General features: G+C 67.8%; 26 protein-coding genes. 4 read left to right on the top strand and 22 right to left on the bottom strand.

Translation table 11 applies throughout. The annotated features are described in order from the left end of the window. Positions 1 to 63 precede the first annotated feature (63 nt). Positions 64 to 1,452 (bottom strand): FAD-binding oxidoreductase, encoded by a 1,389-nt coding sequence (locus tag AC1Q6V_RS04650; RefSeq protein WP_010809184.1) that lies wholly within the window; start codon positions 1,450 to 1,452, stop codon positions 64 to 66. 245 nt (positions 1,453 to 1,697) lie between these two features. Here AC1Q6V_RS04650 and AC1Q6V_RS04645 point away from each other — a divergent pair, with 245 nt between their 5' ends. Continuing rightward, positions 1,698 to 2,810: a CapA family protein gene (locus tag AC1Q6V_RS04645; RefSeq protein ID WP_454750994.1), complete on the top strand. Its 1,113-nt coding sequence runs from the start codon at positions 1,698 to 1,700 to the stop codon at positions 2,808 to 2,810. 61 nt (positions 2,811 to 2,871) lie between these two features. Here the strand turns inward: AC1Q6V_RS04645 and AC1Q6V_RS04640 are convergent, their stop codons facing one another. From AC1Q6V_RS04640 to AC1Q6V_RS04550, 19 genes are all read right to left on the bottom strand, one after another. Further along, on the bottom strand, positions 2,872 to 3,027 hold the full coding sequence (locus AC1Q6V_RS04640) for a hypothetical protein (protein ID WP_454750995.1): 156 nt from the start codon (positions 3,025 to 3,027) through the stop codon (positions 2,872 to 2,874). Between the two features lie 255 nt (positions 3,028 to 3,282). Continuing rightward, the gene (locus tag AC1Q6V_RS04635; RefSeq protein WP_010809187.1) at positions 3,283 to 4,896 is read right to left on the bottom strand and encodes a flagellar assembly protein A; all 1,614 of its coding nucleotides are present in this window, start codon (positions 4,894 to 4,896) and stop codon (positions 3,283 to 3,285) included. 174 nt (positions 4,897 to 5,070) lie between these two features. After that, on the bottom strand, positions 5,071 to 5,877 hold the full coding sequence (locus tag AC1Q6V_RS04630) for a hypothetical protein (RefSeq protein ID WP_011614832.1): 807 nt from the start codon (positions 5,875 to 5,877) through the stop codon (positions 5,071 to 5,073). Positions 5,878 to 5,918: 41 nt separating this feature from the next. Beyond that, positions 5,919 to 6,260, bottom strand: a complete 342-nt coding sequence (locus tag AC1Q6V_RS04625) for a hypothetical protein (protein ID WP_011614831.1) — start codon at positions 6,258 to 6,260, stop codon at positions 5,919 to 5,921. A gap of 16 nt (positions 6,261 to 6,276) precedes the next feature. Beyond that, positions 6,277 to 7,020 (bottom strand): lytic transglycosylase domain-containing protein, encoded by a 744-nt coding sequence (locus tag AC1Q6V_RS04620; protein ID WP_011614830.1) that lies wholly within the window; start codon positions 7,018 to 7,020, stop codon positions 6,277 to 6,279. Beyond that, positions 7,020 to 8,390 (bottom strand): OmpA family protein, encoded by a 1,371-nt coding sequence (locus AC1Q6V_RS04615; protein WP_062804616.1) that lies wholly within the window; start codon positions 8,388 to 8,390, stop codon positions 7,020 to 7,022. The genes AC1Q6V_RS04620 and AC1Q6V_RS04615 overlap by 1 nt, the downstream gene beginning before the upstream one ends. Positions 8,391 to 8,448: 58 nt before the next feature. Further along, entirely contained in the window at positions 8,449 to 8,841 is a 393-nt protein-coding gene (locus AC1Q6V_RS04610) for a hypothetical protein (RefSeq protein ID WP_041687668.1), read from the bottom strand. A gap of 168 nt (positions 8,842 to 9,009) precedes the next feature. Beyond that, positions 9,010 to 9,720, bottom strand: coding sequence for a TadE family protein (locus AC1Q6V_RS04605; protein ID WP_454750996.1), 711 nt, complete (start codon positions 9,718 to 9,720; stop codon positions 9,010 to 9,012). Beyond that, the gene (locus AC1Q6V_RS04600; RefSeq protein WP_010809194.1) at positions 9,717 to 10,082 is read right to left on the bottom strand and encodes a DUF192 domain-containing protein; all 366 of its coding nucleotides are present in this window, start codon (positions 10,080 to 10,082) and stop codon (positions 9,717 to 9,719) included. Before AC1Q6V_RS04600 ends, AC1Q6V_RS04605 begins: the two co-directional genes overlap by 4 nt. Beyond that, entirely contained in the window at positions 10,079 to 10,960 is an 882-nt protein-coding gene (locus AC1Q6V_RS04595; RefSeq protein ID WP_058696947.1) for a type II secretion system F family protein, read from the bottom strand. The genes AC1Q6V_RS04600 and AC1Q6V_RS04595 overlap by 4 nt, the downstream gene beginning before the upstream one ends. A gap of 12 nt (positions 10,961 to 10,972) precedes the next feature. Beyond that, on the bottom strand, positions 10,973 to 11,821 hold the full coding sequence (locus tag AC1Q6V_RS04590; RefSeq protein WP_439671439.1) for a type II secretion system F family protein: 849 nt from the start codon (positions 11,819 to 11,821) through the stop codon (positions 10,973 to 10,975). 9 nt (positions 11,822 to 11,830) lie between these two features. Further along, positions 11,831 to 13,690 (bottom strand): TadA family conjugal transfer-associated ATPase, encoded by a 1,860-nt coding sequence (locus AC1Q6V_RS04585; protein WP_010809197.1) that lies wholly within the window; start codon positions 13,688 to 13,690, stop codon positions 11,831 to 11,833. Positions 13,691 to 13,697: 7 nt separating this feature from the next. Next, positions 13,698 to 15,239, bottom strand: coding sequence for a type II and III secretion system protein family protein (locus tag AC1Q6V_RS04580; protein ID WP_010809198.1), 1,542 nt, complete (start codon positions 15,237 to 15,239; stop codon positions 13,698 to 13,700). A gap of 55 nt (positions 15,240 to 15,294) precedes the next feature. After that, entirely contained in the window at positions 15,295 to 16,326 is a 1,032-nt protein-coding gene (cpaB, locus tag AC1Q6V_RS04575; RefSeq protein WP_058696948.1) for a Flp pilus assembly protein CpaB, read from the bottom strand. 42 nt (positions 16,327 to 16,368) lie between these two features. Next, complete coding sequence (locus tag AC1Q6V_RS04570) at positions 16,369 to 16,542, bottom strand: hypothetical protein (RefSeq protein ID WP_010809200.1); 174 nt, start codon at positions 16,540 to 16,542, stop codon at positions 16,369 to 16,371. A gap of 4 nt (positions 16,543 to 16,546) precedes the next feature. Further along, positions 16,547 to 17,272 (bottom strand): hypothetical protein, encoded by a 726-nt coding sequence (locus AC1Q6V_RS04565; RefSeq protein ID WP_454750997.1) that lies wholly within the window; start codon positions 17,270 to 17,272, stop codon positions 16,547 to 16,549. Position 17,273: 1 nt separating this feature from the next. Continuing rightward, a complete protein-coding gene (locus tag AC1Q6V_RS04560; RefSeq protein WP_010809202.1) occupies positions 17,274 to 18,035 on the bottom strand; it encodes a hypothetical protein in 762 nt (253 codons plus the stop codon). Positions 18,036 to 18,093: 58 nt separating this feature from the next. Beyond that, positions 18,094 to 19,623: a pilus assembly protein TadG-related protein gene (locus AC1Q6V_RS04555; RefSeq protein WP_454750998.1), complete on the bottom strand. Its 1,530-nt coding sequence runs from the start codon at positions 19,621 to 19,623 to the stop codon at positions 18,094 to 18,096. A 52-nt stretch (positions 19,624 to 19,675) separates the two neighbouring features. Then, entirely contained in the window at positions 19,676 to 19,969 is a 294-nt protein-coding gene (locus tag AC1Q6V_RS04550; protein WP_010809204.1) for a Flp family type IVb pilin, read from the bottom strand. A 431-nt stretch (positions 19,970 to 20,400) separates the two neighbouring features. Between AC1Q6V_RS04550 and AC1Q6V_RS04545 the strand changes: the two genes are divergently transcribed. Both AC1Q6V_RS04545 and AC1Q6V_RS04540 read left to right on the top strand, forming a co-directional pair. Further along, entirely contained in the window at positions 20,401 to 20,697 is a 297-nt protein-coding gene (locus AC1Q6V_RS04545) for an ArsR/SmtB family transcription factor (RefSeq protein WP_010809205.1), read from the top strand. 514 nt (positions 20,698 to 21,211) lie between these two features. Beyond that, positions 21,212 to 22,054, top strand: a complete 843-nt coding sequence (locus AC1Q6V_RS04540; protein WP_011614818.1) for a class I SAM-dependent methyltransferase — start codon at positions 21,212 to 21,214, stop codon at positions 22,052 to 22,054. Here the strand turns inward: AC1Q6V_RS04540 and AC1Q6V_RS04535 are convergent, their stop codons facing one another. Beyond that, on the bottom strand, positions 22,055 to 22,630 hold the full coding sequence (locus tag AC1Q6V_RS04535; RefSeq protein ID WP_011614817.1) for a DUF1415 domain-containing protein: 576 nt from the start codon (positions 22,628 to 22,630) through the stop codon (positions 22,055 to 22,057). Positions 22,631 to 22,720: 90 nt separating this feature from the next. On the opposite strand from AC1Q6V_RS04535, the gene AC1Q6V_RS04530 reads away from it, so the two are divergent. Next, on the top strand, positions 22,721 to 23,986 hold the full coding sequence (locus AC1Q6V_RS04530) for a TIGR03862 family flavoprotein (protein WP_058696950.1): 1,266 nt from the start codon (positions 22,721 to 22,723) through the stop codon (positions 23,984 to 23,986). Here AC1Q6V_RS04530 and AC1Q6V_RS04525 read toward each other — a convergent pair. Then, entirely contained in the window at positions 23,983 to 25,608 is a 1,626-nt protein-coding gene (locus AC1Q6V_RS04525; RefSeq protein ID WP_010809209.1) for an NAD(P)/FAD-dependent oxidoreductase, read from the bottom strand. The two genes, AC1Q6V_RS04530 and AC1Q6V_RS04525, sit on opposite strands and share 4 nt — an antisense overlap. Positions 25,609 to 25,612: the final 4 nt, after the last annotated feature.

Here is a 25,612-nt window from a genome sequence, read left to right as displayed (position 1 = left end):
TGAAAGCGGGGCAGGCCACCCGCCCTGCCCCGCCTTCCTGCCTGTCCCTGCAGATTACGCCAGTTACGCCGCCGGATTGATGTTGTGGTTGTGGCGGAACAGGTTGCCCGGGTCATAGCGCCGCTTCACCTCGACCAGCCGGTCGTAGTTGGGCCCGTAGGCCGCGCCGATGCGGTCGGTTTCTTCCTGCGTCAGGAAGTTCACATAGACGCTGCCCAGCGCGAAGGGCGCTGCCGCGCGGAACACTTCACGGGCCCAGCTGATGCACTTGTCGTCGTCAGCGGGCGCGTCCCAGCGCCCGTGCAGGTTCATGATGAAGTTGGCATCGCGGCTGGCATAGGCGGTCGCATCGGGCGCGACGCGGTTGGTCTGCCCGCCCATGGCGCCGATAAAGACCTCGCATTGCGGCGAGGGCAGCTTGCCGATCTGTTCGATCAGCATCGTGATCAGGCCGTCGTCCAGCCCGGCGAAGTTGTGCGATTTCCAGTAGTTGCGAGCGCCCGGTGTCAGCAACGGATCGAAGGCCTGCTGCCATGCCGTGAGCGGCATCGGGCCGAGATGCTCGCCATAGGGCGTGCCGAGCTTGCGCAACGGCTCGACCAGTTCGGGGCCTTTGTCAGGCGGGCCGATATAGCAGATCGCCAGTGCCGCGACCGGCTTGCCGTGCGTCTCGGGCGGCAGGAACGGCAGCGGCGGCGCCTGGCGCAGCACCACCCAGACGGTCAGCTCGTCAGGCATCGACTTGAACAGTTCACGGTAGGCCGGCAACACCGCGGCGGCCTGTTCCAGCGGATAGACGATCAGCCCGCCATAGATCTCGGGGCCGACCGGGTGCAGCCGGAACTCAAACATCGTCACCACGCCGAAGTTGCCGCCGCCGCCGCGCAGCGCCCAGAACAGGTCGGCGTTCTCGTCGGCGCTGGCGCGCACCAGCTTGCCGTCGGCGGTCACGACCTGTGCCGATACCAGGTTGTCGACGGTGGTACCGAACTTGCGGCTGAGCCAGCCGAAGCCGCCGCCGAGCGTCAGCCCGGCCACGCCGGTGGTGGAGTTGATGCCCAGTGGCGTGGCGAGGCCAAAGGCCTGCGCCTCATGGTCGAAATCGCGCAGCGTGGCGCCGGGCTCCACATAGCCGCGTTGCGCGTGGGGATCGATGCGCACGGATTTCATCTGCGACAGGTCCAGCACCATGCCGTCCTCGCAGATCGCCAGCCCGCCGATATTGTGGCCGCCGCCGCGTATCGACAGCAGCACGCCATGGTCGCGCGCGAAGTTGACCGCGGCGATCACGTCGGCAGCGCCCGCGGCCTGCACGATCAGTGGCGGACGGCGGTCGATCATCGCGTTCCAGATGCGGCGCGCTTCGTCGTAGCCGCTGTCGTCCGGCTGCAGCAGGCGCCCGCGCAGCTGCGCCTTGAGTGCCTCAATGTGTTCCTGCGATGGCTGGGCCATAGTGTGCCTCCCGATGCTGGTTGGAAACATCGGACGGCGCGCGGCGTCTGGGTGCAGGGAAATGGCCACGAGGACCGATGACTAGATCATTTAAGGCAGTCACCGCTTGAATGTAAATGGGGCTCTGGCCCCACGCGCACAATCCCCATGGCAAGTGCCGCAACGCGTTCATGCCGCCCCGCCACCCTGCCGGCCTATCATGAATGAACAGCCGGGACGGCGCCCTCGCGCCGTCCGTCCGCACCATGAACACAGCCAGCCACCCTCCCCTGTTCCTGTGCGGCGACGTGATGACCGGGCGCGGCATCGACCAGATCCTCGCGCATCCGAGCCAGCCGCTGCTGCATGAATCGTATGTACATTCAGCGCTCGACTACGTGCGCCTGGCCGAGCATAAGGCCGGCCCGATCGCACGCCCCGCCGCGCCGGAATACCCCTGGGGCGATGCCCTGGCGGAACTGGAAAGCCGCGCTGCGCGGCCGCGCATCGTCAACCTGGAAACCGCCATCACCACCAGCGACGATGTCTGGCCCGGCAAGGCGGTGCACTATCGCATGCATCCGGGCAATGTCGCCTGCCTGCAGGCCGCCGGCATCGACTGCGCGGTGCTGGCCAACAACCATGTGATGGACTGGGGACGCGCGGGCCTGACGGATACGCTGGCAGCGCTGGACGGCGCGCATATCGCCCATGCCGGCGCCGGCCCCGACGAGGCAAGCGCGGCGCACGCCGCACTGCTGCCGCGGCCCGGCGGCGGCCGCGTGCTGGTGCTGGCCCTCGCCATGGAAAATGCCGGCACCCCCGCGGCCTGGCGCGCCAGCGCCGGACATTCCGGCGTGAACCTGCTGGAAGACTGGTCGGTGGCATCGCGCGAACGCATTGCCGCGCAGGTGCGCAAGTTCAGGCGTGCCGGCGACATCGTGGTGGTATCGATCCACTGGGGCCCGAACTGGGGCTACCACATCGACCCCGCGCAACGCTCCTTCGCCCGCGCGCTGGCAGAGGGCGGCGAAATCGACATCGTGCACGGGCATTCCTCGCATCATCCGCTCGGGATTGAGCTGCATGCCGGCAAGCCGATCCTGTACGGCTGCGGCGATTTCATCAACGACTACGAAGGCATCGGTGGCTACGACGAATACCGGCCGGACCTGGCGCTGATGGCCTTTGTCAGCTTCGATGCCGGCGGCAGCGCCGACCTGCGGCTGGTGCCGTTGCGGCGCAGCCATTTCCGTCTGGCCTACGCGCGCGAAGTGGATATGGCGTGGCTGCAGGCCATGTTTGAAGACGAGGGAAGGGCACTCGGCACCCGGGTGGAGCGCAGCGGCTTGCATGAACTGCGTTTGCGGGCGGCATAAACCCCAGCCCATGAAAAAGCCCGCCGTTGCGGCGGGCTGCACGAAAGCCAATCGCCAGGCGTCAGTGGCGATGGATCATGTGATCAAACCATGTGCGCACTGACTGCTCCTGCTGCTGCAGCAGCGTCGGGTTCTTTTCCCGCAACATCCAGATGGCAAATGCGGCGCACGCAATGAGGGCGATCAGGACCAGCGCGGTAATCAAGGTCGCGGCCATAGCAACCTCCTTTGGGTAATGGTTGCACCTTCAGTGTAGTTCGCCTGGCAGCTGTCACGGAAAGCAGAAAGGCCAGCCTTGCTGGCTGGCCTTCCGGTTATTCCAGTGCCACGTGAGTTGGTTCCGTGTAACGCTTCCGCAGAGTGCTGATCCGCTTCTTCATTCACTGCCCGACTCTAGCTCTCTCGCCCATCCTGCGGCACCCCAGGACATAACTGCAGCATAGTACAAATCCCCGCGGATAACAGCGCGCGTTCAGTTGACGGCGATGCGGTCGTCGACCAGGCGGATCTGGCCGCCAGGCTTGTCTTCCATCACTTTGAGCACGCGGCTGCCTACCTGCAGCGTGACGCCGCCATGGATGCGGCGCGCGGCGTCGATCACGGCCTCGGCGGCCGGCTGCATCTGCTGCCCCAGTTCGGTCAAGCGTGCCTCCAGCTCGAACAGGTCACGCGACAGCTTGAACAGTGTCGCGCGCGCCTTCTCGCGCAGGTCGCCAACGGCCTTCTCGGGATGCTTGGCAAAGAAATCCACCAGCTGTTTGACCTTGTTCTGCTCTGCCAGCATGCCGCGGCGCTCGGCTTCCAGCGCGGCGCGCTGTGCGTCGGCAAATGGATTCAGGCCGACCTGGATGCTGGTGGCGGTGCCGGCCGGTGCGCCCAGCACCGCGGCGCGCACCGCCAGCAAGGCACGGCTGCGGCCGCCGCTGATGCTGCCCTGCGCGCCGGTGCCGCCCACCACGATGCGCTCGCCGGCAGCAACATCGCTCTGCCGGATGCCGCTTTCGACGTTGACCTCGGTGCCGGCCTCGACCACGGCGTTTTCGATAAAGCGCGCCTTCACCGCGCCCTTGCAGCGCACGCTGGCGCGGCTGATGCCGCCTTCGGTGCGGCCGGTGTCGGCCTTGCCGATGATGCCGCCCTTGACGATGACATTGCCGCCGGCCTCGACATTGGCGGCTTCGATGGTGCCCTCGACCACCACGTCGCCGCTGACGTTGACCGACATGCCGGTGCGGATGTCGCCCGACACGCGCAGCGTGCCGTCGAACGCCACGTTGCCTGAGTGCAGGTCGACCGATTCCACCTGCACCACGGGGCTGACCGAGATGCCGTGCACGCCCACCACCGGCGATCCTGCGATCACCGCGCGCAGCAGCTCCGCATCGTCGGCATCGGCGGCAGCGCCGGTCAGGCCTTCGGCAAAGGGCGGGTCATCGACCGGATCGGCGGCGACGGGCTTGCCAAATACGTCGACGCCGTCATTGCCGCGCACCGCCGGAACGCGCCGCATCAGCGGCGTGCCGGGGCTGACCAGCAGCAGGTTGCCCAGGTCGCGCAGGTCGACCTTGCCGGCCTCGTCGTCAGGCTGCGCCGGCTTGCGCGGTTCGAGCAGGTTGATGAAGCGCGCCGGCTCACCCTGGCGCGGCGCGACGCCGGCGGCAATGGTGCGCAGCTCGCAACGGCCTTCGGCCAGCGCGGCGTCCAGTGCCAGGGTCTGGATCGGCGCCACCACGCCGCGCGCCGCCGCGGCGCAGCGGATGTCCTCCGCGCCGACCGGACGGCCGCCTTCGGCTGGCAGCAGCGTCAGCCGCACGGCCAGGCCGTCGGCGGTGATGTCGAGCTCGAACGCGCCGTCGATCAGCGCACCGATGGTGGCATCGATCTCATGCTCGGCGCGCTGGCATTGCGCCAGGAACTGCGCCACCGCGCGCGCATCCAGCCGCGCCCCGGCCCAGCCCAGGCTGTCCAGGCATTGGCGCAGGCTGGCCTGGTCCGGCGGCAGCCTGCCTGGCTGCGGCGTGTAGCGCGCATGCACCTGCTCGCCTGGCTCGGCAAGCTCCAGGCGCAAACCCGACTCATGCGTCATGCGTCCCCTGAATCGTCTTGTGCAGCCGCGCGGCGGGTGCCGGCGCTCCGCTTGTTATCGATCCATAAACCAACGGCAGCAGCGCGGAGAACTTTAGCGCACACCTTGCCGCGTCGGCCGGGCTGCCATCGCCTTCGTGGAGAAGCCTGGGGGACGATCCGGACGATGTCCGGGCTATTTGACCGAGACCACCTCGATGGTCCCGGTCTGGCCGTTCTGCACGACCTCCTGCTTCATGACCAGGCCCATGTCGGGGCAGTACCAGTCCGTAACGCTGGCGCTCGCCGGCGGCACCGACACGGTGTGGCCCGCCACCGTGACCGGCGCCATGGTCGTGCTGCGCTCGTAGCGGACCGGCCAGCAGGATTTCTGGCCGAGGCGGGTGGGGATGGTCGCGCGCTTGCCGACGACCTTGCCGCCGATGGTGACCTTGGCGGACGGGATCCTGGCCTGGCCGGCGCTCTGGCCGGCGGCGGTCATCTGCAGGTCCATGCGCACCGTCTGCGATTCGCCCGGCAGCCGCTGTCCTTCCGCTTCAATGACGCCGCCATAGGCCAGGGTCCCGACCGCGCTGCTGTCGAGCATGCCCGATGCCGTGCCGGCGGCGCTCTTGCCCTCGACCTTGCCCGGCGCGCCGCCGCGCGAGATGGACAGGCGGTCTTCGATCACCGCCATGGTGTAGTCCAGCCGCGTCTCGTTGCCCGAGCCGGCCGCGGCCACATTCGACACGACGCTGATATTGGCATTGCACTGGCCCTTGCCCGACTTGCGCACGCCGGACACGGACATGGTCGCCGTGCCCGGCGCACCGCCCTGCATGGTCATGCGGATCTCGCCGCCGTCATGCATCCACGGCGCATCGCAAACGCCGGCCGCTGCGGCTGCCGGCAGCAGCAGCGCAGCGAAGGCCACGCTTGCGCCAAGCGCCGTGCGGCGGTCCAGGGATTGCCGCGCGCTAGCGCGGTCGGAATTCTTCGGCATCTGTCGCCTCTCCATTGGTCAGTTCAGCAAAGCACCGGCAGTCAGTCCTTGCATTGCGGCATGTCGCGGAAGCTGTCGCGCACCGTCGCACAGGACTGCGCCAGGCCATCCTTGTCGGAGACGCCGGCCCAGCGCGTGCGGATCGATTCCAGCTCGCCGGGCAGCCCGTCGCGCAGGGTCTGGGCGGCCGCGGCCTGCCCCGACTTGTCGAGCTTGGCCGCCATGTTCTCGGTGCAGGCGCGCTGCGCGGCCTCGGCTTCCTGGCAGGCCTTCGGCAAGGCATCGCTGGCCGCTACGGAATGCCCTTCTTCCTTGCCACAGCCGGCAACGGCCAGCGCCAGCATGACCGGCAGGCAGGCACGCGGAATCCAGTACGACATCATGACTTCTCCTCTTTCTTCACCGCGGAGGCGGGGGGTTCTGATACGAGACAATGGCAAGGCCGCCGTGCTGCGCCGGCGACGCCGGCTGGCGCAAGGGCGCCGCGGCGCTGCCGTCCTGGCCGCCGCGCAAGCGCGCATAGCGGCCCAGCACCTGCGGCACGTAGGCCTGGGTCTCGGCAAACGGAGGGATGCGCGACCCGTGGCGCAGCACCGCGCCTTCGCCCGCGTTGTAGGCGGCCAGGGCCAGGCTGGTGTCGCCGTTGAAGCGCGACAGCAGGCCGCCCAGGTAGGACGCACCGGCCTGCAGGTTCTGGGCCGGGTCATAGGCATCGGTCACGCCCAGCATGCGAGCCGTGGCCGGCATCAGCTGCGTCAGGCCGATGGCGCCCTTGTCGGAGGTGGCTTGCGGGTTCCAGCCCGACTCCACCTCCACCATGGCCATCAGCAGATGCGGGTCCACCGCCGCGGCCTGCGCCGCGCGGTGCGCGAGGGCAACCAGCTCAGAGGGTGGGGACTTGGCGCTGACGACCGCGGCCTTTGCCGCCGCCAGCGTTGGCAGCCCGATAAACGCCCGCGCTGGCAATGCCGCGGGCGCCGCGGTGGACGCCAGCCGTGCCGGCGCGGCGCTGCGCGACGTGAGGAAGGTCACGCCGCTGCCGCGGTCGGCATGCATCACGATCTCGGCGCCGGCCGGCACCGCGCCCGCCAGCAGCATTGCCGCCACCACACCGCGCGCCGGCGCGGCCACAAGCGCAGGCATCACTGCTTGGCCAGCTCCACGCGGCGGTTCTGCGCGCGGCCGAACGGCGTGTCGTTGGACATCAGCGGATGGGTGGCGCCATAGCCCTTGGCATCGAGCCGGTCGGCGGGCACGCCGGCGCTTTCCAGATAGCGCCTGACGGCGGCGGCGCGGCGCTCGGACAGCGGCTGGTTGCGCGCGTCGCCGCCGGTGCTGTCGGTATGCCCCTCGACGCGCAGGCGCCAGTCGGGGTGCGCCAGCACCGCCTTGGCGGCACGGTCCAGCAGCGGCCGGGCCGCCGCGCTCAGCACGTCGGAATCGGTTTCGAAGTTGACGCCGTAGAGCTGCACGCGGCCCGCGCCTTCCAGCGCCTGGCCGATGGGATCGGGGGCGGCCTCGGCCTTCGGGAAGCACGGCGGCGCCTTGTCCGCCAGGCGCCAGCCGCCGGCCTCGCGCACGCTGTCGAAGGTGCGGGCATCGCCCTTCACCAGCGCTGCGTAGGCATGGCTGCCGTCGGGGCTGAAGGCCATGGCGCCCTTCTCAGGCGTGCCCTCGGTGGTGCGCCGGAAGGCCAGCAGGGCGCCGTTTTCCAGCCCGCCGGAAATCGTTCCCAGCACCTGCGTGATCTTCATCTGCTTGTTGCTGTAGTCGCCTTCCACGTAACAGCCTTCCACCGCGGCGCCATCCTGGTGCAGCAGCACGTAGCCGGACGAACCGAATTCCACCGGAAACTGGTAGATGCCGCCCACCTGGCGCACCTTGTCGGCCGCGGCCTCGGGCTTGCCGTAGGCCATGAACTGCTGCAGGCCGATCTGGCCCTCGTCCTGGTCGCCCGGCCAGCGGTTGCCGGTAAGCGTCAGGCGCAGGGCCCCGGCCTTGACGGGCTGGGCCAGCGGCACGCGGGTATCGTAGCCGTCCTGCCCCGGCAGGTCCGCATCGTAGATCACGGTCCAGGGGCCTTGCGTGCCGCCGGCCGAGGCTTCGACGCGGGCATGGCGCGCATTGCTGCGCGCCCCGGCATCGGACAGGCCGCGGAAGCGCAGCACGTCGACGGACGAGGCCTGCGCCAGCGCAATCACCAGCTCCTGCCGGCTGCCGTTGCGCATAAAGCCGGCATGGTCCGGAATCTCATTGAGCAGCGGATACCACGAGCGGTCTTCCTTGTCGCGGTTGACCACGAACGCGCCCGACCACAGCCCGGCAACGTTGGTTTGCGCGGGCGTTGCCGGCGCCGATGCCACGGGCTGCGCCGATGCCGCTGCAGGCGCGGGCTGCGCATCGCCTTGCGCAGCGGCGCTGTCAGCAGGCTTCTTCTTGCAGCCCGCCAAGGCCAGCAGGGCCACGACGCCCAGGCCAATGGCGGCCTTGCGGGTCGTCAGTCCAAACGTCATTCCCTTCAAGGTACTTCCCCTTCTTCTTTTTGTGATGCCGGCCTGTCCGGTACGCGCCTCAATGCGGGGCGCGCATCAGCATGTCGATCTTCTGCAGCCGCACGCGGACTTCGCGCTCCAGCGGCGCCAGTGTTTCCGGGCCGGCTCCGGCCTTGCTGGCGCGCGCGTAGTTCGCGATCGCCTCGTTCATGCCGCGCTGCTCTTCGGCCAGCGCACGCTTGACCAGCTCGCGCTCATCGCTGGCCGCCACGCTCGGAATCGCCGCCTGCGCGGCCCCCGCGACGGCGGCCTGCGCCAGGTCGGGCGCGTTGCCGCGTGCGGACGGTGCCGCTGCCTGGGGCGCGGAAGCCGCCGGAGCCCGCGCTGCCGACGCCGGCACGGCGCCGCTCACCGCCGGCGGCGCACGCCGCGTGGTGATGATCTGCACGCCTTCGGAGCGAGAAACCTCCATCGCCGCCAGCGCCGGTTGCGGCACGAACCCGAGGTTACACAACAACAGCAACGCCAAACAACCCCGCTTCGGCAATTTTGTCGACCTTGTCGATTCTGGCATCGGTGTCTTCGGGCTTATCCCGGCAAATTTTCACAAATACTTACAAAAACGGCGACTGCGGATGCGTCAGTTGCCGCGATACGGCGATTGCATCCGCACGATCGCCTCGGACTCGAGCGGGATGCGCCATTCCGACGCCAGCGTGGCCCGTCCGGTGCAGAAATTGGGCGTGGTCGGGACCTCCATGCCGCGGTACGAACCGGTCGCAACAAAATTCCGGATGCCGTTGACCAGCGAGTAGATGGTGCGGTCGGCAAACGGCACGAACATTTCGTAGCAGTACGTGACCCGGATCTTCAGCAGGTTGGCGTCCTGGATATTGACGCCAGAGGACGGCCCCGCGCTGGTGGCGCGGTACATCAGGCTGTCGTTGGGGATCTCCCGCGTGGTCTTGCCGGCGTAGTAGCCGCTTCGCCCGAAATCCTGCAGCGCCGCCGGCGTCGGGTTCAGCACGTCGATCCTGGCCTGGGTGCGGGCCTCGAACTGGGCCTTGGCATAGCCGGTGGCATGCGCGGTACGGTCGGCGGAGCGCACGAACAGCGGCGTCAGCCCCAGCGCCAGCCCCTTGCGCATGCTGGCCAGCCGGCCGTGGTCGACGGCGCCTTCGCGCGTGGCCTGCAAGGCGGCGTGGTCTAGCGTGGCCTTGGCCTGGTACAGCAGCCCGAACTGGATCACGCCCAGGCACAGCAGCAGCAGCGCCGGCGCGATGATCAGGAATTCCACCGCGGACTGTCCCCGTGCCCCGCGCCGCGCCGCGTGCTTTTGCTGGTGCGTCATGGCCCCTCCTCCCGCAGTTCCAGGTTCTGGCCCGGCGCAATCCCCAATGCCGCCGCGCGCCCCGCGCCGAGCTCAAGCGTCTGGCGCGCGCGCCAGTGGGCACGCACGCGCAGGCGTCCCACGCACGGGTGCACCGCCAGCACGCGCTGCCGCTTGTCGAGAAACACCACGTCGATCGCCATGCGCATGCCAAAGGTGTGGACTGCGCCGCAGGGGGACAGCAGCAAGGCTTCGTCCGGTGCCATCGAATCGCGGCTGAGCAGCCCCGTCATGCGTTCGCGCGCAGTGGCCGCCACCGACACGCGCACGCCGGTGTCGAGCGTGCTGTGGCCGGCCCGCAGGTAGAGGCGCGCCTGCCTCACAGCAGCCCTTCCTGCATAAACTTCATCACGATCGGGAAGCCAAGCACGATAAAGGTGACCGGGAAGATAAACACCACCAGCGGAAAGATCAGCTTGACCGGCGCTTCCATGGCCTGCTTCTCCGCGCGCTGGAAGCGCTCGGTGCGCCGCTGCTCCGACTGGAAGCGCAGCGTGGCGGCCAGCCCCGAGCCCATGCGCTCCGCCTGGATCACGGCACCGACGAAATTGGTGACCTCCTTCACGCGCAGGCGGTCATCCATGCGGCGCAGCGCATCGGCGCGGCTCAGGCCCGACTTCAGGTCGCGCAGCACGTGCTCGAACTCGCGCCGCAGCGGGCCCTCAGGCCCTTTCTCCACCGCCTGCAGCAGGGCGCCGTTGATGTTCAGGCCGGCCTCTACGCTCAGTGTCAGGAAATCCAGAAACACCGGCAGGTGGCGCGTGATCTGCAGCAGGTTGCGCTTGCGCACGTCGCGTAGCCAGATGCGCGGATAGAAGAAGCCCAGCGCGCTGGCGGCAAGCAGCAGCAGCGGCGAGAACACGCCCAGCCCCAGCATGGCTATGCCCGCCAGCAGGCAGAACGCCAGCGCCGAAACGATCGACAGCGACAGGAACTGGCGCGCCGTCATCAGGAACGACATGCCCGTCAGGCGCAGTTGCTCGTCCACCGCGGCGCGCAGCGACTTCGGCGTGATCCAGACGAGATGGTGATCGAAGAAGCGCACCACCGGCCAGACCGCGCGCAGCGACGGCGGCAACGGGTCGAGGTAGTCGCGCGCCTCGTCGGGAACGGCCACGGTGAGGCGGCGCATGGCCATGGTGGTGGCGGCGAGCACGCCGACCAGGCCGGCGGCAAGGGCGAAGGCAACAACAAGCATCATGGTCGGCCCCGGTCAGACATCGATATGGGTGATCTTGCTGATCGCCTTGTAGCCAAGCAGCTCCATCACCGCGATCACGGACAGCGTGCCCCAGCCGATCGGCGAACTGAACAGCGGTGCCATCGCCACCGGCTCCATGTGGTTCAGCACCACGATCAGGAACAGCGGCAAGCCCGTCATCACCAGGCCCTGCATCTTGCCCTGCGCGGTCAGCGCGCGGATCTTGCCTTCCATCTGATGCTTCTCGCGCAGCGTGCGCGCCACCGACTCCAGCGTCTCGGCCAGGTTGCCGCCCACCTCGCGCGAGATCGTGATGGCCGCGGTCACCATCAGGAAGTCGGGCACTGGAATGCGTTTTTCCATATTGCGCAGCGCGTCCATCAGGTCCACGCCAAGCCGGACTTCGCGCATCAGCAGGTCGAACTCCTGCGAGATCGGCGGGCGCGACTCCGCCACCACGCTTTCCAGCGCCATCGGGAAGCTGGCGCCGGCGCGCAGCGCGCTCGACATCATCAGCAGCGCGTCGGGCATCTGGTCTTCGATGGCCATCAGGCGCTTGCGCTGCATCTTCTTCACCAGCGCGCGCGGCAGCAGCAGGCTCACCGGAATGCTGAGCATCGCGAAGAACACGTTCTGCGATACCAGCCAGGTCAGCAGCGGCAGCGCGAACACCGCCACCACCGAGATGCCGGCCACCTGCCGCATATTGATGAAGATAAAGAGATCGGCCAGCGAGGCCTCGACCTCGGTCGCCAGAGTCTGCGTATGCCGCACGAACCAGCGCTTGCCCTGCGACAGCACGGCCCACGCAATCAGCACGGTCATCAGGAAGGCGCCGCACAGCACCAGGGCAACGTTCATATTGCCTCCTTACTCGTCGCGGGCGGTGAAGATGCCCGTATTGACCTGGATGCCGCGCCGGATCAGGTCCTGGTAGAAATCCGGGATATACGAGGTCGCGACATAGCGCCCCTTGACCTTGCCGTCGGCACCGTAGCCTTCCTCGCGGAACATGAACACGTCCTGCAGCTGCACCACGCCCGTTTCCATGCCGCTGACCTCGGTGATATGCGTCACGCGCCGCGAACCGCAGGAGAAGCGCGTCTGCTGCACGATCACGTCGACCGCCGAGCAGACCTGTTCGCGAATGGCCTGCACCGGCAGGTCCAGCCCCGCCATCAGCGTCATCACCTCAAGACGCGACAGGCAGTCCCGCGGCGAGTTGGCGTGGGCCGTGGTCAGCGAGCCGTCATGGCCGGTATTCATGGCCTGCAGCATGTCCAGCGCTTCCCCGCCCCGACATTCGCCGACGACGATGCGGTCCGGGCGCATGCGCAGGCAGTTCTTGACCAGGTCGCGGATCGTCACCGCGCCCTTGCCTTCCATATTGGGCGGCCGCGCCTCCAGCGACACCAGGTTGGGCTGCGACAGCTGCAGCTCGGCCGCATCCTCGACCGTGACGATGCGTTCGTCATCCGGGATGAAGCTGGACAGCACGTTCAGCAGCGTGGTCTTGCCTGAGCCCGTGCCGCCGGAGATCACGATATTGGCGCGCCGCTCCACGGCGGTGCGCAGGAACTCCAGCATCTCGGGCGACAGCGAGCCGAAGCCGACCAGGTCTTCGCCCCTGAGCTTCTTGCGCGAGAACTTCCGGATGGTGATGTTCGGCCCCTTGAGGGCGAGCGGCGGGATCACCGCGTTCACGCGCGAGCCATCGGGCAGGCGCGCATCGACCATCGGCGAGCTTTCATCGATGCGCCGTCCCAGCGGCGCGACGATGCGCTCGATGGCGCCCAGCACGGCGCGGTCGTCGGTAAAGATCACCGGCGAACGCGTCAGCCTGCCGGCGCGCTCGACAAAGATCTCGTCATGGCAGTTGACCATGATTTCCGAGACCGCGTCATCGTCCAGCAGCTCTTCGAGCGGACCCAGCCCGATCACTTCGTCAAAGACGCTCTGCTTGAGCGCGTCCAGCGGGATCTCCTGGCTGCGGAACACGCTCTCCTTGAGGATGTCGTCGAGCAGCGAGCCGACCAGTTCGCATAGCTCGTCCTCGGCCATGCGCGCGACGTTGACGCGGCGCAGGTCGAGCGCAGCGATCAGGCGCTGGTGCGCCTGCTTGCGCAGTTCCACGCCGCGCGGCGAGTTGATGGGTGCGCGCAAGGCCTCGTCGAGCGGCGCCACCGGCGCAGGTTTGGCGGCCACCGGCGCTGGCTTCGGCGCAGGTGCCGGCGGCCTGGGTGCGGGCACCGCTTCGCGCGGCACCGGCACGCTTGCCTGGGGCGATGGCGACAGGGTCACCGCCTCCCGCGGCGGCGACGGAGGCGGCACAGGCATGGGCACCGGCACCACCGGTTGAGGCGCCGCGGCATCCTGTGGTGGTTGGGCGTGGTGCTGCTGCGGCGATGGCTGCGCCGCCACGCCCGCTCCCGCTCGCCCCGGCTCGGCCACGACGGACAGCACGAAGCCGCCGATCTCGATCTGGTCGGCCGCCGCCAGCGGGCCATAGCGCGTGACCGGGTCGCCATTGATCAGCGTCGAGGCAATGCCGCCCTGATCCTCGATATACCAGCCGCCGTTGTGTCCTTCGATGCGGGCGTGGACCTTGCCGATCAGCAGGCCCTTGAGGACGATGTCGCAGCCGGGATCCTTGCCGATGGTACAGCCCGGCCCCTTCACATGGATCACCTCGGCGCTGCCATTGCGCTGCTGCAGGCGGATATTGAGCATGGCCGGATCAGCCTCCGTTCATCGGATCGACGCCGGGCGGGGGCAGCGGCGGCCGCTTCTGCTCCATCACTTCCTGCTCACGCACGGCATTCGCAGCGGGCAGCGGGCTTGGCTCGCCGAAGCGGTGGCGGTAGTTGGCATCGACATCCGCGCCACGCTGCAGCAGCGCGGCGTTCTCCGGGCTGGCCGGGTCATAGACGACCGGGGTGACAAAGATCACCAGGTCGCTCTTGTTGTTGCGGAATTCGTCGGAACGGAACAATCGCCCGAGGATAGGGATGCTGCCCAGCAGCGGCACCTTGTCGACGGCCTTGGATGCGTCGGCATTGACCAGCCCCGAGATCGCCAGCGTTTCGCCCGCGCGGATCGAGGTCTCGGAGGTGGTGCGGCGCGTCAGGAAGGCCGGGAAGCCGCCGAACGATACCGACGGGTCGATCTGGCTGATCTCGGTTTCCAGCGTGGTCGAGATGACATTGTCGACGTTCACCGCCGGGCGGATGTTGAGCTTGATGCCGTACGGCTTGTAGTCGACGTCGGTGGTGCCGAACGCGCCGGCCTTGGGAATCGGCACTTCGCCGCCGGCCAGGAAGGTGGCCAGCCCGCCGCTCTTGCTGTTGAGCTCCGGCGCGGCGAGCACGTAGGCATCGCCATCGGAAATGGCCAGGTTGATGCGCGAGAAGATGGTCGTGGCAATGCCGAGATAGAAGCCGCTGGCGGCGCCGGCCACCTGGCTCGGGGTATCGGTGAAGGTGGCCGCATCGGTGGACGGCAGCGTGCGATAGCGCCCGGTGTGCACCGGATTGCCCGCGAACGCGATCTGCGGGCCGTTGAAGCTCTGCTGCCAGGCAATGCCAAGCTTCTCCATGCCGCGCCGGGTGATCTCCATGATGTGCACCTTGAAGTGCACGGTCTTCTTCAGCGCATCGCCCTCGTCGGCGCGCACCAGGTTGACCACGCTGTCCAGGCCCGAGGTGGCGGTCTTGATCAGCGGCACCATCTGCGGATCGACGATGCCCGACAGCACCACGCTGGGACCGACCACCTCGATCTTCAGGCCGCGCACGCTGCCCAGCGACGCCCGCAGGCGCTGGGCCACGTCGGCGGTATCGGCCGGCGCCACGCGCAGCTTGCCCTGCAGCGCCACGCCGCGCTCGTTCCAGACGATCAGGCTGGTGGTGCCGATCTCCTCGGCCAGCAGCAGCAGGCGGCCGTCGACCACGGTGCTGCTGACCAGCGCGCCATTGCCGATGGCCACGCGCTTGATGGTGCCCGGCACCTCGAGCGCGCGCACCTCGCCCTTGAACAGCTCGATCGCACCAAAGCGCGCCGGCAGCTCGTACGACGGCGGCTGCGCGCCTGTGCGGGCCGCGGTGGTCACGGGCTCGGCGGCCCAGGCTCCCGAGGCCAACGCTGCTGCCGCCAGTGCTGCCATACCCCCGCGCACCGCATGGCGCGCCCCCTTACCCGTTTTCCCGTCCGGTGCTCCGTGTACCGTGACCGCCTGCAGGCGCCCGGCGATGCCGCCGCGCTGCGCGAAAGACCCATCCATTGCGTGTTCCGTCAGTTGGTGTTCTGGATAATCCGATGTCGTGCGGCCGCCGCGCTCAACGCGAGGCCGGCCGGCCCGCCATGGCGTTGGCGGCGTTGGCAACGGCGCCCTGCTGGGCCTGGGCGATGCCGCCCGCGGAACCGCCCATGGATCCGCCATTGGCCAGCGCCGAAGAAATGGCGTTGCCGATGTCCTGCGCGGTAGGCAGCTTGGAGATCATGTTGGCGCCCGCGGAACGGCCACCGACGATGTATTCGATGGCCGCTTCGTCGCCACCGGCGAAGAGCGCGTGCTCGCTGACCGCGATCTGCGGGGTCGCGGTCTTGTCGGCCGCATTGCGCAGCACCGCGCGCAGGCTGCCGACCTTCTGCGCCAGCGCCAGCCGCGCCGCCTGTTCGGGCGACACCATCAGCGTGAGGCTGTCGTAATCCGGGTTGGTGTCCACGCCCTCCGCGCCTTCCGCGGCCTGCGCCGCCATGGCTTCGCCATAGTCGCGCGGGCGCACGTCCTGGCCGGTGGCCAGCACCAGCATGTCCGACATCAGCAGCCGCGCGGTCTGCTTGTCGGTGCCTGCCGCGGTGGGCGAGGTGGAGCTGATCAGGAACAGGTCGACATGGTTGCCAGGCTTGAGCATCTTGGCCGTCGAGTTGACCATGTCGACCTCGATGGTGAAGGCGCGCTTGCCGGGCTTGAGCAGGTCGGAGAAATCGCGCGACTGCAGCGCTTCAACGTCGGCACGCCGCACCGGCTGGCCCTGCCGCACCTGGCGCACCAGGCGCAGGTTCGCCACCTTGTCGAAGCTGCTCGCCAGGATCATGTCTTCGTAGACCAGGTCGGCCGGAATCTCCCGTGCCGCGAAGCCATTGCCGTCGATCACCGTGCCCGGCGCGGCGTTGCGCACCGGCACCATGACAGCCACGCGGCGGCCCTCGTTCAGCTGCGCGGCCAGCTGCTCTTTCAGTGCCGCTTCGCGCCCGCTCAGGAAGCGGTAGATCCACAGTGTCAGCAGGCCGGCGACCAGCACGGCGATGACAAGGACGACCCAGGGATTCCCGATGATTGAATGAATCTTGATTTTCTTCAGCATGAATGTGCTTGCAGTAGCCAGACGCCGCCCGCTGGCGGTGCGTCAGGGAAGTGACAGGGAAAAGCTGTATGCCTGAAAGAAGGACCTGAACGCCGCGGCCAGCATGCTGATGACCGAGTTGTCGCCGCCGGCGACCAGCACGGCAACGACCAGCAGCGTGATGACGATGTATTCGAACGCGGCCTGCCCGCGCTGGCGCCTGCTACGGATTGCCATCGCGCTACTCCGGCCGCGCCACGGTGATCACCGCGTCGGTCTGGCCGGCGCGGTCGACAAAGGTGGCATCCATGCGTTCCTGCTGCCGCTGCATGGCCAGCGTGAGGCCCTCGATGCGGCCCGAACCGTCGGCCACGGGCGCGGGCATCTGCACCACCGAACTCCAGCCCTGCGCCGCCAGCCGCTCGGCGGCGCGCTGCCGCGCCGCCTGCGCGTTGCCGGGCAGCCGGACCACCAGGGTGCGCCCGCGCTGGCCGCGGTCCGTGCTCTGGACATCCGACAGGACCTTGGCGCCGGGCGGCAGGCCCAGGTCGCCCAGCCCGGTGCCGGACGCCACCGGCGCCAGCTTGCTGACCGAGAAGATGCCCGCCACATGCCCGCCCGGCGCGGGCCTGGGCTCCAGCGACAGCACATAGTGGCAAAGCCCGTCGATCGCGCTCAGCACGTACTGGCCGCCGGCCCGCTGCCCGCGCGCCGGCACGCCTTCGCGCGTCCAGTACTGGCGCCACGCGTCCGAGACCGCTTCGGCGGTGCCGGCGAACTCCATCGTCAGCACCCGCGTGGGCAGGCCGTTGACCACCATGTCGGTGCCGACCGCATGCGCCCTGGCAGGCGCAACCGGCTGCCGCGTGCAGTCCGTCGCGGTCGCTGCCGCCGCGGACCAGACGAGCGCGGCCGGCAGCAGCGCGGCCAGGCAGCGCATCAGCACGCCATGCATGCAGGCTTTCATCTCAGCGGCTCCCCAGGCGGTCGGCGGGGACCACGTCGGGCTGGATGCGGCCCAGGTCCAGTTTCAGGATTTCCGGCCCGAAGGCGGCCAGCCCGACGGTCAGCGCGGTGTCGATCACGCCGCCCTTGCTGGTGGGCACCGCTTCCTTGATCACGGCGAGCGTGCCGTTGCGCCCCTCGGGCGTCCAGGCGTTGGTCAGCAGCACGGTGTGGTCCTGCATGCCGAAGCCGGTCCAGCCCGGCCACAGCGCGCGCAGGGCCGCGTTGTCGCCGGCGACGGACAACCCCACCTCGGCCCGGTAGAGGTTGCGCGTGGCCAGGTCGAAGCCGGCACTGACCGCGTTGGCCGCACCCATGGCAGCCGTGATCGGCTTGAGCGTGGCTGCCGGGGTTTCGTCGACGCCGCTGCCCAGGGTCACGTCGGCATAGTTGCGCAGCATGTCGACGCCGGCATGGTCCTTCCACATCGGCGCCATGCCGCCGGGCAGGCGGCGCGCGGTGCGGTCGCTCGACGCCAGCGCGGCCTGGTCGTGCCCCAGCACGCGCTGCACGAATTCGCTGCGGATCTCTTCGTCGCCCTTGCTGGCGAAGCTGCCGTGCGACGCGCGCCAGCCCGGGTCGACGGTCCAGACCGTGCGCTCCCAGCCGGCATAGCGCGAGGCCATCAGCGCCTTGTTGCGCACGTCGCTGAACTTGCCCAGCATCGCCATGCCGAGAAACAGCACGCCGAGCACCGTCATCGCGGCGATCACGAATTCGATCATTGCCTGTCCGGCTGCCCGGTTCGGCCTGGCTGGCCTGCGCATGCGCATGTCCGCTCCCTCAGTTGCCCTGTGCCGCGATCGCGGCAACGCGTTCGAGATCGCTGGTCTGCGTCAGCGATGCCTGCCAGTACGGACTGAAGAGGCTCGGGTATTCGATGCGCGAATCGGCGCGCCGCCACCCCGCCGCGCTGCGCAGCGCACCCGCCATGCCGCCGCTGTCGGTCGGGCGGATAAAGTACGCGCTGCCGCTGGCCAGCGCGCGCATCATGCCGCCGGCCATGCGCCCGTCCAGCATCAGGCGATCTCCGCCCGGCAGCACGCGCGAACTGGTGACGACTGAAGTGTCCTGGCGCTGCGCCTCGATCGTGATCGAGGGCGCGCGGTTGAAATCGTCCACGGGCCCGGTGCCAGGCTTGGGCTGGTTGCTCAGGTCGGCGTACTCCTGCAGCCCCGCGGGCTTGTTGTGCAGGGTCTTGCCCGGGCCCGACGAGTACTGCATCTGCGCGGCGATCAGCGTCAGCGGGTTCAGCAGCGAACCGCCGAAGTTGCTGTAGCCGCCATAGCCGGAGCGGCCCGAATAGCGCCCGCCCGGGCCATTGGCCGCGCCGCCGCGCCCGACACTGGACACCGTGGGAATCGCAAACCCGACCGGGCCGGCCGGCGTGGCCCAGACACAGGCAAGCGTGCCGTTGGCCTGCGAGGCATCGAGTGCTTCCCAGCCCTTCTTGTCGCGGCGCAGATGCGTGCCGCCATCATGCGTGACGACGGTCACCATGATGGCCACCACCGCGCCCTTGCAGCCCTTGTAGGCAGTGGGGACCGCCGTCGGCGAGCGCGGCGAGCCGCGGTCCTTCAAAAAGCCGTCGAGCGTGGTGCCGTCGGTGGTGACGTCGGCAAAGCGGTCCTTGCCGGTGGCCGAACCCTGCTTGGGATTCTGCGGATCAGTCACGGTGGTGAACTTGGTCCAGCGGGCCAGCTGAACGCCATAGCGCGGGCCAAAGAAGTAGCCGGAACTGACCGTCGAATCCGGCTGGTTGCGCTTGGCGACTTCGTCGGTCACCAGCGGTACCGCGGCGATGGTGCCCGCGTGGTAGGCGCGCTGCGCCATGCTGAGCGCGGCGATGATGTCATCAAGCCCGGTCACCAGCGGCGGCAGCAGCGTGTTCAGGGCGGATCGCACCGGCGTGATCGCGGCCTTGCCCAGTTGCTTGGGCGTGGTCCACAGCAACTGCCCGTCGGAGAAGATCTTGACCAGCGTGTCGATCCAGGTGTTTTCCGTGTAGGTGCCCTTCAGCTCGTCGATCCACGACTTAAGGCTCACGGCCTGGGCCACGGCCACCTGGTTGGCCACCATCGCGCGGTTCGCGTAGGCGGCAAAGTTGTAGTCGCGCGCCTGCAGCACCGCGGCGCTATAGGCCGCTGCGTCCGCCGTGTTCTGCAGCTTGGTCTTGGCGCTGGTCAGCTGGCTCGCGTTGAAGGCGAGATACAGGGCCAGCCCGCCGATGGCGAGGAACACCAGCGCGAAGGCGAGTGCCTGACCGCGCTGGCCGGGACGGCTGCGTCGATGCGCAAGACCTGTTTTGCCCATGTTCCGGGATCGCGAGTGCTGGAGCGCAGCGAGCAACTGGCGGCGATGCCGCTTAGTTGTTCTTGCCCGTGTCGTTGCCGACGTTGTAGTTGTTCAGCCCCTTGCCCTGGTTGGCCTTGGAGCTGGCATCGTCCGCGGCGCTGCCGGCTTGCTTGATGGCCTGCTTGGATGCCGAGTTCTTGCCGGCCATTTCCTGGGCGAGGCCCGCGGTCTGGTTGCGGATGGTCTGGCCGAACATGGCATAGACGCCGATCGCGGACACGGCGATCAGTGCCACGATGATGATGTATTCGGTCATGCCCTGACCTTGCTGACGCGCCTTGCGGCGCAGATTTGCGAATGTCATAACGACTCCTTCCATGGGAATGCACAGAAACGGTTGCGCCATATGAAAGGCGCCTCATATGGAAGCCATATGTAAAGGAAAACACTGATGCGAACGGTTATCCGGCAGCAGCGGCGTGCATGCTATCAAAAGGTTCCTTAGGGCCGAAGAGGAATAATTTCAATATTTTTAATAGCGTTGAAATAACCCTACCAGGGACTCCCCCGAATGTAACAAAAAGTAATCCTTCACAATGGGCGGAGGTTATACGAACTATTCTCGGAACCGGCACATTGCCAGCAATGGGGTGCTGTTGAGCGTTGATTTACGGATGACAAGCCGCGCCACGGGCGGCAGGCCGCATGCGGCCTGCCTGCTGGACTTCAAGGCGAACCGGGGCAGTCATACCGCCCCTGCCAGCTGCCCGCGGCATAAAATAAAGAAGCAAAAAAATGGCAGAACTGGATATAAAGAATGCAGTGGAAATACTGGGGGCGTTAGCACAGGAAAATCGGCTCAGGATATTTTTACTGCTCGCCGATTCCGGACCGGAAGGAATACCGGCAGGTATTATCTCCGCATCTTCCGATTTAACTCCCTCTTCCGTAACATTCCATTTGAAGGAATTGGTCAGGACGGGGTTGGTTAAAAGCCGCCAGCAAGGGCGGTTCATGATTTACTCCGCCACCACCGACGGCATTTCCTCAGTCCTCGCATTTCTTGGCGGGAAATGCGCTTCCCTGCAGTAGAGGGCACTGTTCCGGCGGCGCGCCGCGCCGCCGGACGTCCCGCCGCGCGGGCCTGCGCCGCCAGCCCGGCACCTCATCCCGACAATCCCGTCTGCCAAATTTGCGTATTTCGAATTCATGACACAAATCGTGTCAATTATGTTGTTTCAGGATCATTGCCGATTTCGGAATTCAGCCTTGATCCAGATGCGACACGCCGCCGCTGGTGGCCAAGGCAGGCGGTTTCTGACCATTTGCCGCGCTTTCGCCGGAGCCGAGCGGCAGACGCCCGGAGAAACGCAGGCATCCCGTGACGGTAACAATGCAGCATTTTTAATACTTTTACCATTTATCCGACAGCAGCTCGCAAGCTCGATCGAGCCCGCCGAGAGTCCGTGCCGGCGATGCGAAAGCGCCAACCACACCGCGCCCCGCACCGGTGAGGCCAGCGTCACTCGGGGACCAAGCGGGACTTTTCGGTAAACTGTCGGCATTCCGGGACGCGCCGCGTCCCGCAGCCTGCGCAGTCCCCCTCATGTCAAATACCCACGAAATCCGCCCCGGCCAGTCCATCGAACTGCTCAAGGAACTCCATATCCTGACGCGCGACGGCAAGATGAATCAGGACAGCCGGCGCAAGCTCAAGCAGGTCTACCACCTGTTCCAGTTCATCGAACCGCTGCTGCAGGAGGTCAAGGCCGAGCGCGGCCGCGTCACGCTGGTGGACCACGGCGCCGGCAAGTCGTACCTGGGCTTTATCCTCTACGACCTGTTCTTCAAGGCGCTGCAGGACGACTCACACATCTTCGGCATCGAAACCCGTGAAGAACTGGTGAAGACCTCGCAGGCGCTGGCTGCGCGGCTGGGCTTTGCTGGGATGTCGTTCCTGAACCTGTCGGTGGCGGATTCGATCACCTCGCCGCAGCTGCCGCCCACCGTCGACGTCGTCACCGCGCTGCATGCGTGCAATACCGCGACCGACGACGCGATCCGCTTTGCGCTGGCCAAGCAGGCCCGCCATATCGTGCTGGTGCCGTGCTGCCAGGCCGAGGTGGCCAGCGTGCTGCGCAAGCACAAGGGCAAGCTGCTGGCGGGTAATCCGCTGACGGAAATCTGGCGCCACCCGCTGCACACGCGCGAGTTCGGCAGCCAGGTGACCAATGTGCTGCGCTGCCTGCAGCTGGAGGCGCATGGCTACCAGGTCAGCGTGACCGAGCTGGTGGGCTGGGAACACTCGATGAAGAACGAGCTGATCATCGCGCAGTACAAGGACCTGCCGCGCCGCCGCCCGGCCGAGCGGCTGGAAGAGGTGCTGGAAAGACTGGGGCTGGAAGAGATGCGCGAGCGCTTCTTCACCGCGCCGGTGTCGGCTGCGTAATCAGCCTTTGCCGGGCTCGTCCTCGCCCGCCATCCAGCGCTGCCAGCCCTCGTGGCCCAGGCGGCGCATGGTGGCCTGGTTGCGCTCGTAGATATCCGCCGCATCCGGGAACGCCGCCGCCGCGCGGGCGATGGAGTCCTCGCGCAGCAGGTGCAGGATCGGATACGGGGCGCGGTTGGTGTAGTTCTCGATATCGTCCGGCTCGGTCCCGGCAAACTGGTACTGCGGATGGAAGCTTGCGATCTGCAGCGTGCCTTCCAGCCCGAGGCTGCCGAGCAGGCGCTCGGCAAAATACAGCAGGTCGTTGAAGTCGAGAAAATCGGCCACGGCATCCGGCAGGATCAGCAGCGTGGTGTCGATCTGGTCGGGGTCGGCGTCTGCCAGCAGGCGCAGTTCGCGCTCCAGGTCGTCCATCACGTCCGGCGCTTCGGTGACGGTGCTGACCGCGTAGCGCACCTGCTCCTTCACATACACGCTCTTGGCGAACGGGCACAGGTTGAGCCCGATCACGGCGCGCTCCAGCCAGTGGCGGGTGGCGGCGATGACGGTGTCTGCGGAGTGAGTGGCGGAGGTCATGATGGCGATGCGCGGCAAAGCGTCATTCTAGCGCTGCCGCAGGCTCTATAATCCGCGGCGGAAACACCCCGCCCCCTGCCGAGCCTCCTGATGCCCTCTTCCGCCACTTCCTCCCCTTCCCAAGCCAGCGTCGACGTTGCCGTCATCGGCGGCGGTCCGGCCGGCCTGATGGCGGCCGAAGTGCTGGCGGCGCAAGGTGCCAGCGTGGCCGTCTACGACGCGATGCCGTCGGTCGGGCGCAAGTTTTTGATGGCCGGCAAGGGCGGCATGAACCTGACCCACGCGGAGCCGGAGCCGGCCTTCCTCGGCCGCTATGGCGCCCGCACCGCACAGATCGCGCCGATGCTGGCGGGCTTCGGCCCGCAGGCCCTGCGCGACTGGGTGCACGGGCTTGGCATCGAGACCTTCGTCGGCAGTTCCGGCCGCGTCTTTCCGACCGACATGAAGGCCGCGCCGATGCTGCGCGCGTGGCTGCACCGCCTGCGCGAGTCCGGCGTGCAGTTCCATATGCGTCACCGCTGGCTGGGCTGGGACGAGGGCGCGCAGCATGCGCTGCGCTTTGCCACGCCGCACGGTGAAACGGTCGTGCAGGCACGCGCGGTGGTGCTGGCGCTGGGCGGTGCCAGCTGGGCAAGGCTGGGATCGGATGGTGCGTGGGTGCCGCGGCTGGCCGAGCGCGGCGTCGAGATTGCGCCGCTGCGGCCTGCCAACTGCGGCTTCGATGTGGCGTGGAGCGAAGCGTTTGCGGCGCGCTTTGCCGGCGAGCCGGTCAAGCCAGTAGCCATCGCCCTGACCGACCGCGACGGGCAAGCGCACTACCGGCAGGGCGAGTTCGTCATCAGCGCGACCGGCATCGAAGGCAGCCTGGTCTACGCGCTGTCCGCGCCGATCCGCGACCGCATCGAGGCCGATGGCGGCGCCACCATCCACCTGGACCTGCTGCCGGCGCATAGCGCCGAACATGTCAGCGCGCAGGTAACGCATCCGCGCGGCGCGCGCTCGCTGTCGAGCCACCTGCAAAGCCGGCTCGGCCTCACCGGCGTCAAGGCCGGACTGCTGCGCGAATGCCTGTCGAAGGAAGCGATGCACGATGCCGGCACGCTGGCCGCATCGATCAAGGCGCTGCCGCTGCGGCTGCTGCGCCCGCGGCCCATCGACGAAGTGATCAGCAGCGCCGGTGGCGTGCGCTTCGAGGCGATGGATGAAGGGTTGATGCTGCGCGCGCTGCCGGGCGTGTTCTGCGCCGGCGAGATGCTGGACTGGGAGGCACCCACCGGCGGCTACCTGCTGACGGCGTGCTTTGCCAGCGGGCGCACCGCAGCGCTCGGCGCCGCGGCTTACCTGCAGCAGGCTTAGGCGGCCTTGCCGCCGACGATGCTGAGCGCCACCGCCTCGGCCACTTCGATGCCGTCGATCGCCGCGGAGTAGATGCCGCCGGCATAACCCGCGCCTTCGCCCGCCGGGTACAGGCCCTTCACATTGATGCTCTGGTAGTCATCGTTGTTGCGGCGGATGCGCAGCGGCGACGAGGTGCGCGTCTCCACCCCGGTCAGCACGGCATCATGCAGGGCAAAGCCAGGCAGCTTCTTGTCGATCTCGGGAATGCCCTCGCGGATCGCCGCGATCACGTAGTCAGGCAGCGACGTGCTCAGGTCGGTCGGCGTCACGCCGGGCTTGTACGAGGGCTCGACCGAACCCAGCGACGTCGACGGCCGTCCCGCGATGAAATCGCCCACCAGCTGGCCCGGCGCGCAGTAGTTGCTGCCGCCCAGCTCGAACGCGCGCTCTTCCCACTTGCGCTGGAATTCGATGCCGGCGAGCGGGCCGCCGGGATAGTCCTCGGGCGTGATGCCGACCACGATGCCGGCATTGGCGTTGCGCTCGGCGCGCTTGTACTGGCTCATGCCGTTGGTCACCACTCGGCCCGGCTCTGACGCAGCCGCCACCACCGTGCCGCCCGGGCACATGCAGAAGCTGTACACCGACCGCCCGTTGCTGCAGTGATGCACGACCTTGTAATCGGCCGCGCCCAGCAGCTTGTTGCCGGCGAACTTGCCGAAGCGGCTGCGGTTGATCAGCCCCTGCGGATGCTCGATGCGGAAACCCAGCGAGAACGGCTTGGCCTCCATGAACACGCCGCGCCTGTGCAGCATCTCGAAGGTGTCGCGCGCGCTGTGGCCGACCGCCATGATGACGTGGTCGGCTTCCAGGTATTCGCCGCTGGACAGCTTCAGGCCGCGCACCTGGCCGTTGTCGATGTCGATATCGTCGACGCGCGTCTCGAAGCGGATCTCGCCGCCCAGTTCGATGATCTCGGCGCGCATCTTCTCGACCATGCTGACCAGCCGGAAGGTACCGATGTGCGGGCGCGCCTTGTACAGGATGTCCTCCGGCGCGCCGGCGCGCACGAACTCGTTGAGCACCTTGCGGCCATAGTGCTTGGGGTCCTTGATCTGGCTGTACAGCTTGCCGTCCGAGAACGTGCCCGCGCCGCCTTCCCCGAACTGCACGTTCGATTCCGGATTGAGCACGCTTTTGCGCCACAGGCCGAAGGTGTCCCTGGTGCGCTCGCGCACTTCCTTGCCGCGCTCCAGGATGATCGGGCGGAAGCCCGACTGCGCCAGGATCAGGCCGGCCAGCAGGCCGCACGGGCCCATGCCGATCACCACCGGGCGCGGATGCGAGCTGCCCGCCTGCGCGCGCGCGACGAAGTGGTACGCCATGTCGGGCGTCACGCTCCAGTTCGGCTTGCCGGCCATGCGTTTGATTGCCGCGGCCTCGTCGCCGACCTCGATATCGATGATGTAGGTGAGCTTGATATCCGAGCGCTTGCGCGCATCGTGGGCACGGCGGAACACGGTATAGCCGATCAGGGCGTCTCCCTTGACGCCGATCTGCGCGGCGCTGGTGCGCACGGCGGCGTCCAGGTCGCTTTCGGTATGGTCGAGCGGGAGTTTGACTTCACTTAGACGTAGCATGGGG

The organism is Cupriavidus sp. GW823-FHT07B10 (assembly GCF_058794355.1).
Note: the sequence above shows the minus strand (reverse complement) of the source record. Positions and strands in the feature narration are given on the sequence as shown.

Excerpts from the sequence above, each read along its gene's own strand:
- AC1Q6V_RS04530 (WP_058696950.1), top strand. The coding sequence starts at position 22,721 with ATGCCCTCTTCCGCCACTTCCTCCCCTTCCCAAGCCAGCGTCGACGTT.
- AC1Q6V_RS04540 (WP_011614818.1), top strand. The coding sequence starts at position 21,212 with ATGTCAAATACCCACGAAATCCGCCCCGGCCAGTCCATCGAACTGCTC.
- cpaB (WP_058696948.1), bottom strand. The coding sequence starts at position 16,326 with ATGCTGAAGAAAATCAAGATTCATTCAATCATCGGGAATCCCTGGGTC.
- AC1Q6V_RS04555 (WP_454750998.1), bottom strand. The coding sequence starts at position 19,623 with ATGGGCAAAACAGGTCTTGCGCATCGACGCAGCCGTCCCGGCCAGCGC.
- AC1Q6V_RS04595 (WP_058696947.1), bottom strand. The coding sequence starts at position 10,960 with ATGATGCTTGTTGTTGCCTTCGCCCTTGCCGCCGGCCTGGTCGGCGTG.
- AC1Q6V_RS04580 (WP_010809198.1), bottom strand. The coding sequence starts at position 15,239 with ATGGATGGGTCTTTCGCGCAGCGCGGCGGCATCGCCGGGCGCCTGCAG.
- AC1Q6V_RS04625 (WP_011614831.1), bottom strand. The coding sequence starts at position 6,260 with ATGATGTCGTACTGGATTCCGCGTGCCTGCCTGCCGGTCATGCTGGCG.
- AC1Q6V_RS04525 (WP_010809209.1), bottom strand. The coding sequence starts at position 25,608 with ATGCTACGTCTAAGTGAAGTCAAACTCCCGCTCGACCATACCGAAAGC.
- AC1Q6V_RS04615 (WP_062804616.1), bottom strand. The coding sequence starts at position 8,390 with ATGACGTTTGGACTGACGACCCGCAAGGCCGCCATTGGCCTGGGCGTC.
- AC1Q6V_RS04590 (WP_439671439.1), bottom strand. The coding sequence starts at position 11,821 with ATGAACGTTGCCCTGGTGCTGTGCGGCGCCTTCCTGATGACCGTGCTG.
- AC1Q6V_RS04550 (WP_010809204.1), bottom strand. The coding sequence starts at position 19,969 with ATGACATTCGCAAATCTGCGCCGCAAGGCGCGTCAGCAAGGTCAGGGC.
- AC1Q6V_RS04640 (WP_454750995.1), bottom strand. The coding sequence starts at position 3,027 with ATGGCCGCGACCTTGATTACCGCGCTGGTCCTGATCGCCCTCATTGCG.
- AC1Q6V_RS04645 (WP_454750994.1), top strand. The coding sequence starts at position 1,698 with ATGAACACAGCCAGCCACCCTCCCCTGTTCCTGTGCGGCGACGTGATG.
- AC1Q6V_RS04635 (WP_010809187.1), bottom strand. The coding sequence starts at position 4,896 with ATGACGCATGAGTCGGGTTTGCGCCTGGAGCTTGCCGAGCCAGGCGAG.
- AC1Q6V_RS04630 (WP_011614832.1), bottom strand. The coding sequence starts at position 5,877 with ATGCCGAAGAATTCCGACCGCGCTAGCGCGCGGCAATCCCTGGACCGC.
- AC1Q6V_RS04565 (WP_454750997.1), bottom strand. The coding sequence starts at position 17,272 with ATGAAAGCCTGCATGCATGGCGTGCTGATGCGCTGCCTGGCCGCGCTG.
- AC1Q6V_RS04620 (WP_011614830.1), bottom strand. The coding sequence starts at position 7,020 with ATGCCTGCGCTTGTGGCCGCGCCGGCGCGCGGTGTGGTGGCGGCAATG.
- AC1Q6V_RS04570 (WP_010809200.1), bottom strand. The coding sequence starts at position 16,542 with ATGGCAATCCGTAGCAGGCGCCAGCGCGGGCAGGCCGCGTTCGAATAC.
- AC1Q6V_RS04585 (WP_010809197.1), bottom strand. The coding sequence starts at position 13,690 with ATGCTCAATATCCGCCTGCAGCAGCGCAATGGCAGCGCCGAGGTGATC.
- AC1Q6V_RS04605 (WP_454750996.1), bottom strand. The coding sequence starts at position 9,720 with ATGACGCACCAGCAAAAGCACGCGGCGCGGCGCGGGGCACGGGGACAG.
- AC1Q6V_RS04610 (WP_041687668.1), bottom strand. The coding sequence starts at position 8,841 with ATGGAGGTTTCTCGCTCCGAAGGCGTGCAGATCATCACCACGCGGCGT.
- AC1Q6V_RS04560 (WP_010809202.1), bottom strand. The coding sequence starts at position 18,035 with ATGATCGAATTCGTGATCGCCGCGATGACGGTGCTCGGCGTGCTGTTT.
- AC1Q6V_RS04535 (WP_011614817.1), bottom strand. The coding sequence starts at position 22,630 with ATGACCTCCGCCACTCACTCCGCAGACACCGTCATCGCCGCCACCCGC.
- AC1Q6V_RS04545 (WP_010809205.1), top strand. The coding sequence starts at position 20,401 with ATGGCAGAACTGGATATAAAGAATGCAGTGGAAATACTGGGGGCGTTA.
- AC1Q6V_RS04650 (WP_010809184.1), bottom strand. The coding sequence starts at position 1,452 with ATGGCCCAGCCATCGCAGGAACACATTGAGGCACTCAAGGCGCAGCTG.